The following is a 6,832-nucleotide window of genomic DNA, read 5'->3' on the forward strand; positions in this document are numbered from 1 at the left end:
GCAAGTGCACCGTTGGAGGCCTCCACACAGGCGGGCATTTGGCCCACGGCCAGCCGCTCTGCACAGAAGTTGCATTTTTCAACCACCCCCTTCGAGCGGGTGGGAAATTTCTTGTTGGTTTCCCGGATGAAGGGGCGTGGGTCCCGGAAGTTGAAGCTGCGGGCGCCGAAGGGACAGGCGGCCATGCAGAAACGGCAGCCGATGCAGCGGTGAAAATCCATGAGGACGATACCGTCCCGCTCCCGCTTGAAGGTTGCCTGGGTGGGGCAGGCCCGCACGCAGGGTGGATTTTCGCAGTGGTTACACAACAACGGGAAGGGTCGGTGTTCCACCTCTTCGTTGAGGAAGTTATTGGTCTTATCGGTGAACGCGTTGTGATAGTGCGCCTCCCAGATCCACTTGACCTCATGGTTCTTGTTCTCAATGGCCGTGGGAATGTTGTGAACCTTGTTGCAGGCCTCGATGATTGGCTCCAGATCGGCGGAAGAATGGAACTTTCGGGTGTCGATGACCATGGCCCATTGTTTGGCGTCCAGGGCGTCTTCTCCCCTGGCCACATGGTAACCTGGCCCCTCGCCTGCGGCGAAGGCATTGAGCACGGGTTTGGCCCCAAGACCCAGCGCGGAAACGCCAGCTATCTGAAGAAAGCGTCTTCTGCTGTTATTCATACCTTATTCTCCTTTTGGATTATCGATGTGGCAATCCCAGCAATAGGGCCTAACGGACGCATAGTTGTGGCACCGGTCACAGAACTGTTCCTTGTTGGAGTGGCAGTCCAGACAGGTATTGGAGAGGCTCATGGTAAATAGCTTGCCATCGGCGTTGACGAACGCCCGCTCTCCGTTTCGGGTCACGTTATGCCGCCATACATCCAGCAGCTGCATGTGATTGGCTTGCATGTACGCCGTGGGCATGACGCAGACTTTGGCGGCTTTGGCCTTGGCGGTCAGCTCCACCTCCGGTGCGGGGGCGGCTTTGCCCATGTTGTACCAGAAGGGAAAGGTAATGGCAGCGATAAAAACGGCCAGACCCGCGAGAATCTTCTTTTTGTCCTTCATCGGCTACTCCTCCATTCCCGGCAGCGGTTCGCCGCGAAGATCAGTTTCTCTGTCCTTTTCACCGGGCATGATCAGGGCATTGGCCACCAGTTCGGTCAGCCCCGTCACATCCACCTCCGGCACCCAGTATCCCATGGATGCGGGCAGGGCCGCGCGGTCGATGGCGCAGACACAGGCCAGCATGTTCACCCCGAATTCTTCGTGGACATACTTCACCGCGTTGGCCCGTGGAAAACCACCGGCCATTCTCAGCTCCATGTTCTCGCCGGCGTTGAGGCCGGCACCGCTGCCGCAGCAGAAGGTCTGCTCCCGGATGGTGTTGGCCGGCATTTCATAGAAATGGTTGGCCACGTTCTGGATCACATATCGGGGCTCATCCAGCATGCCCATGCCCCGGGCGGGGTTGCAGGAATCGTGAAAGGTGATGATCTTGTTGTCGTTGCGGCTGGGGTCCAGTTCCAGCTTGCCATGTTTGATCAGGTCGGCGGTAAATTCGGAGATGTGGACCATTTTCGTCGACTTGGCATTTTCAAATACAGTGCCGGTGATGGGGTTGACCGGCGTTTCCAAAAAGTCTGCCGGGCCGTTCATGGTATCCATGTACTGGCAGATCACCCGCCACATGTGTCCGCACTCGCCGCCCAGAATCCATTTGACCCCCAGGCGCTTGGCCTCGGCATACATTTTTGAATTGAGCCGTTTCATGGTTTCGTGGGAGGTAAAAAAGCCGAAGTTGCCGCCCTCGGACGCGTAAGTGCTCCAGGTGACCCTCAGGCCGTATTTTTCTTTCAGGTAGTGGAACAAAAGCATATACCCCATACAGGTGTATGTGCCCGGATCGGCAAACACGTCACCCGACGGCGTGATAAAGAGGATATCGGCACCTTTTTCCATGTAAGGGGGGTCAACCTGGATGCCGGTAATCTCCTCGATGTCTTCGACGAAGAAGTCGAGCATGTCCTTGAAGGCGTGCGGCTGAATGCCCAAATGGTTGCCGGTACGGTAGCAGTTGGCCACCGGTGTGGCAATCCAGTCGATATTCAGGCCGAGCAGGTTCAGGATCTCGCGGCCCATGATCGTGATTTCGGCTGTATCGATGCCATAGGGGCAGTAAAGCGAGCAGCGCCGGCACTCGGTGCATTGGAACAGGTAGTACCACCACTCTTTGAGCACATCCAGGGTCATGGGCCGGGCACCGCCCAGCCGGCCGAGAATTTTCCCGGCGGTCGTAAAATCGTTGCGGTAGACGCTGCGCAGCAACTCGGCCCGCAGCACCGGCATATTCTTGGGGTCGCCGGTGCCGATAAAAAAGTGGCACTTGTCGGCGCAGGCACCACAGCGCACGCAGATATCCATGAAGACTTTGAAGGAGCGAAACTTGTCCAGACGCTCCCGGAAGCCCTCGTACACGATCTGCTGCCAGTTGTCCGGCAGTTTCCAGTCCTCTTCCAGCGGGTTCCAGGGGCGCGCATTGGGAAGACCCAGGGTTTCAACGCTCTTGGGATTGGATGCATAACAATACATCCCCTTGCGGATATCCACCGGCGTGTCCATCCAGCCGGCGCCGGATGAACGATGATCTATCTGTGACAATAGCTCATCGGGTTTGATCAACTCATCTGCCATTATCTGCTCCTTTTTGCTTAAGCCTGTTCTTCGGGCATTTTTACGACCGGCAGGCCGGCTTCGACCATTTTCTCTCTGAAATCATCTTCGTACTCTTCATAGGTGTGAACCTTGACCGGGTGGTTCCACGGGTTCACGTGCCGAACCTGCCGGGTGTTACCGGTCATATTACGTGTGGGGCTGAGGAAGACCCCGCCCAGGTGCATCAACTTGCTGAAGGGGAAGTAGGCCAGAAGAACGCTGACCAGAAACAGGTGGGCAAAAAACACGCCGCCGATACCCTCGGGGATGGTCGGCCGGAAAGTCACCAGCCCCATGGTCAATTCCTTGATGGCAGTGATGTCAACCTTGGCGACGTAGCGCATGAAAATGCCGGAAAGGGCGATGCCCATGATCAGGAACAGGGGGAAAAAATCGGCGGCCAGGGAGATGTAGCGCACGTTGGGGATGATCACCCGGCGTATGAAAAGATACAGGGCCGCGGCGAACAGCACCAGTCCGGACAGATATACCCCGGGAAGGCCGGCTTGGATCGCATCGTACATTATCTCGATGCGGAAGAAGCCGTCGACTTGCTCAAGCAGGCCGACAAAAAAAGGAACCGGTTCGGTGAAAAAGCGCAAATGCCGTATGGAGACGGTGAGGAAGGCGTAGTGAAAGGCCAGAGCGCCGATCCACAGGAAAAGCTCCAGCTGGTAGCTCAGTTTGCCATCACCGTTGAGCTTCATGCGGGTGTTGCGAAACAGGGACCGGAACATGACAATCTCCAGGAACATCCTCACGATGACGCCAAACGTGGATGACGGGTTGTCGATTTTGGCCTGTTTGATCCAGGGTAAGGATGACTGCTGGCCGGCAGTGGTGGTGATCCTAAACGGCACCGCCGATCGGGCCCAGCCCATCACACGGCGGGCAAAACCGACAATGAAGAGGATCACCGCCAGATAGGGCACGATGATGCCGAAAACCAGCTGCAGGCCCGCCCCCTGCTGCGTGCCCACATAGGCGATCAGAAACAGTACGATAACCGCTATGAGGCTAACCATGTAATTTTTATTCATCGTACCGCACCTCGCTCCTTGGCGCCTGGCAGATTTGAATGTTCCACGACCGCCTTCCCGCTAACGGGTCGATGCCGGGGTGACATCGAGAACCTCCCGGAAAGGGAATCGCGGTCAATTCAGAGCCGCTGCCGGATGCCTGAATCGAAAGATTATAAGGGAAGTTTCAGAAACCGGGCCCGTCTGCCTCAGTTTCATCGATCAATCCTGCTCGCTTCAACGAACCGAAAAACTGTTTTCGGGATTCCGTTGCCTTTAGTTCATATATTTTTTCACGGCAGGCCACGTATATGTCGAAGGCCGCCATGGCCATCTCGTCGATCCGCCGGTCCAGCTCATTCATATCCACATCCGCAACACGGTCATCGCCCGGCAGATACTGCCGAATAATCTGCTTCAGGGAAAAGATAAAGCTTGTGGCCTTGGAGGGGGTAAAGCTTTGAACGGCCCTGATTCTTAAGATGGGATCGAGGGCTTTGGTCATCACCTCACGCCCGGCGCCCGTGGTCAGGGCATCCACCAGTGTACCCAGGCTCTGGTAGGTCGTCTGCCCCACCGGATTGGCAAAGGGATCTTTCTGGCTTTTGAGGAACCGCGCCGTCTCGGGCGGGTAGGAGTCGACAGTGGCTTGAAACCAATTATTGAGGATTTCCTGTTTTTTGGCCGCCAGTAATTGTGCAGAACTCATCTACGGTGTCACCCCGGTGGTTCCCCCGGAAAAGAATCGGGAACTGCCATGTCAACTTCAGTTTTTTAATTCGGATTTCAACGGTGGAAACGCTGTGCAACAGCCGGAAAACGGCCGATTTCAAAGTCGGATCTATAGTCAACTTACCCTTTCCTGTCAAGGGCAAATAAGGCGCTGCGCCAATGGGGCCCGCACCGTCAACCGTAAACTTTTTTCCACGGGGAACGACGATTCTCCCGGGCGTTGGACAGAGCCAGGTACAACGTTCCCACCACCAACTCGGCACAGTGGAAATGATCCTCGGGCAGGCTCTCGAGGAATCCGCTCACCTGTTCCGGGGTCACCTCCCAGGCGGTGTCCACCGGTTTGCCTTCCACCAGTTCAATCACCGTATTGCAGCAGGCGTTGGTATTGAGGCAACCGTTGATGTCGTAAGACAGGGTAACGATGCGGTCCCCATCGAGATTCATGAAAAATTCCACCGTATCACCGCAGTCACCGATTTTTTTTCCATACCCGTCCGGCTTATCCAGCCGTTCCCGGCGGTCCGTGCGGAAAGCCATCTCCAGAAAGTTCAGGGAATGGTCCTGCCAGAAGTCCGATGTTTCTTTTTCCACATCCACGCGTTCAAATCTCCTTTTTATGAAGCTTGTCGGTCCATGACCGATCGATAGTGGCGGATCATAAAAGCCGCCGTCAACTTTGTCAATACAGGTTGACTGTCCTGCTTTTCCTACTGAATTCCGCACCCTGTATCAACTTCCCGCCCTAATCTTTTTCGAACCGGGCGATGCTGATATCGGCTTCCAAAGCATTCCTGGAAAAAAGGGGTTGTTCAAACCGATGGCCATGCGGGTCTGCTGGTTTCATCATCCACACAAAGAAAGAATTCCTTGCCCGTAATCGGCTTCAGTGGTATCCGTCAAAATCCTGCGGCATGCAGAAAGCGTCCCAGTCACCGTCCTACAATCGCCGGAGGAAAAGGATACCGGGCCCCGTAAAGACGCCCGTCGATTAGATACGATACAGGACAACCAGCCATGAACGAAAAACATAACGCGTGCAGGCCCGATCGCCCCTTGAAGGTCCTCGTCTTCCAGGAGGGTGGCCGGGGTGAAAGCAAGGTCAAAGGAATCCAGCGGTACGGCCAAAACCAATTCGACATCACCCTGATAACCATCGACCAACCCCTGCCACCCGTGGTGGACGACGCCTCCGAATACCTTCCGGACACCATCGAAGCAGACCTGGTACTGGATTTTCTAAAACACCCCGACCTGTCCCACGACCTGGCCCTGATGTGCCGGCGGTTGGGCATCCCCATTGTGGCCTCAGGAAAGAAAACGACGGTGGACGGCACACACACACCGCCGGTCTGCTGCGCCCTGGCACGACACCGGGAGCTTGGGCCTTACAGCCGGTGCTTTGGTGCGCCGGAGTTCGATGTCACGGTAAAGGATGGGAAAATCAGCGAGGTTACCGTGCACCGCGGGGCCCCCTGCGGTGCCACCTGGGAGGCGGCCCGCCGTATGAAGGGGACCAGCGTTGAAGAAGCACCGGTTCGCATGGGGTTGGATACCCAGTTTTTCTGCACGGCCGATCCGTCCAACTGGGACCCCATCTGGGGCAAGAGCCCGGTCCATTTGGCTGCCGATCTGCATCGTGCGGCGTTGGTCGCCGCACTGAAGAAAGCGCAAAGCAACGCTGACCGTTAATACCCCAAATCATTTTAGCAGGGCATCGTTACCTGCCAACGGCCATATCACCTCTTTTACCATTTTTTTTTATACGTTTTTCCTGTCGGATAAGCTCGATCAAGATCGGGGGCACAACGGGAAGGCAGAGGGATCAGTGCATTCTCCTCCGTCAAAAGGGGTGGGTATCGGGCTCGCGCAGATTACCGCGAAGACCAGTGGCGATCAGGCCGATCTTAGTTTGCTTCTGCGATCCATACCCGACCGACGATCCTCGTGGGACCGACGCTCGGGCAGGCAGCAATTGTAGGAATATAGGCGGCGATCATCGTCGAAACGCCGTCCGCCATTGTCGATTAGGTTCATTTTTTTGGGAACGATTGCATGCACTGCGCACATTGGTTTTCCTGTCTATTCCTGCCGGTGCCGGAAAGAGACATACCGGTTGGTTTCGTTTCAATTTCCGTTTAGCCATCATGTCGATAATGCATAATGGTTTTCTTGGAAAAATCCTGCAAGTAGCATACCGGCATGCGCCAACCGAAGCTATTTCAAAAGATTCAAAATGTTACGGATTGTGTTCTATTAAGGCAGGCGGCAAGAGGGAAAAACAAGCCACAATTTGTGGGATAATTTTTCCACAGTAGAGAAATTATTCCCAACTGATATCCAGATAGGCTGAATCAGGAAAATGGCCTCTTCGGC

The 6,832-nt window shown here is 55.5% G+C and carries 7 protein-coding genes; 1 reads left to right on the plus strand and 6 read right to left on the minus strand.

What is annotated here, in order from left to right:
* From dsrO to QNK41_RS11085, 6 genes are all read right to left on the minus strand, one after another.
* A partial coding sequence (dsrO, locus tag QNK41_RS11060) for a sulfate reduction electron transfer complex DsrMKJOP subunit DsrO (protein ID WP_319256714.1) occupies positions 1-668 on the minus strand: 668 nt, incomplete at its 3' end.
* Positions 669-671: 3 nt separating this feature from the next.
* Positions 672-1,058 (minus strand): sulfate reduction electron transfer complex DsrMKJOP subunit DsrJ, encoded by a 387-nt coding sequence (gene dsrJ, locus QNK41_RS11065; protein ID WP_319256716.1) that lies wholly within the window; start codon positions 1,056-1,058, stop codon positions 672-674.
* A gap of 3 nt (positions 1,059-1,061) precedes the next feature.
* The gene (gene dsrK / locus QNK41_RS11070) at positions 1,062-2,684 is read right to left on the minus strand and encodes a sulfate reduction electron transfer complex DsrMKJOP subunit DsrK (RefSeq protein WP_319256718.1); all 1,623 of its coding nucleotides are present in this window, start codon (positions 2,682-2,684) and stop codon (positions 1,062-1,064) included.
* 17 nt (positions 2,685-2,701) lie between these two features.
* Positions 2,702-3,745: a sulfate reduction electron transfer complex DsrMKJOP subunit DsrM gene (gene dsrM / locus QNK41_RS11075; protein ID WP_319256720.1), complete on the minus strand. Its 1,044-nt coding sequence runs from the start codon at positions 3,743-3,745 to the stop codon at positions 2,702-2,704.
* A 166-nt stretch (positions 3,746-3,911) separates the two neighbouring features.
* Complete coding sequence (locus QNK41_RS11080) at positions 3,912-4,433, minus strand: RsbRD N-terminal domain-containing protein (RefSeq protein WP_319256722.1); 522 nt, start codon at positions 4,431-4,433, stop codon at positions 3,912-3,914.
* 197 nt (positions 4,434-4,630) lie between these two features.
* A complete protein-coding gene (locus tag QNK41_RS11085; RefSeq protein WP_319256724.1) occupies positions 4,631-5,056 on the minus strand; it encodes an iron-sulfur cluster assembly scaffold protein in 426 nt (141 codons plus the stop codon).
* 417 nt (positions 5,057-5,473) lie between these two features.
* Here QNK41_RS11085 and dfsP point away from each other — a divergent pair, with 417 nt between their 5' ends.
* Positions 5,474-6,148 (plus strand): DUF166 family (seleno)protein DfsP, encoded by a 675-nt coding sequence (gene dfsP / locus QNK41_RS11090; protein ID WP_319256726.1) that lies wholly within the window; start codon positions 5,474-5,476, stop codon positions 6,146-6,148.
* Positions 6,149-6,832: the final 684 nt, after the last annotated feature.

The organism is Desulfosarcina sp. (genome assembly GCF_033791525.1).
GTDB lineage: Bacteria > Desulfobacterota > Desulfobacteria > Desulfobacterales > Desulfosarcinaceae > Desulfosarcina.

What these genes read in the sequence shown, in the direction of transcription:
- dfsP (WP_319256726.1), top strand. Translation starts at nt 5,474, where the DNA reads ATGAACGAAAAACATAACGCGTGCAGGCCCGATCGCCCCTTGAAGGTC.
- dsrJ (WP_319256716.1), bottom strand. Translation starts at nt 1,058, where the DNA reads ATGAAGGACAAAAAGAAGATTCTCGCGGGTCTGGCCGTTTTTATCGCT.
- QNK41_RS11080 (WP_319256722.1), bottom strand. Translation starts at nt 4,433, where the DNA reads ATGAGTTCTGCACAATTACTGGCGGCCAAAAAACAGGAAATCCTCAAT.
- dsrM (WP_319256720.1), bottom strand. Translation starts at nt 3,745, where the DNA reads ATGAATAAAAATTACATGGTTAGCCTCATAGCGGTTATCGTACTGTTT.
- dsrK (WP_319256718.1), bottom strand. Translation starts at nt 2,684, where the DNA reads ATGGCAGATGAGTTGATCAAACCCGATGAGCTATTGTCACAGATAGAT.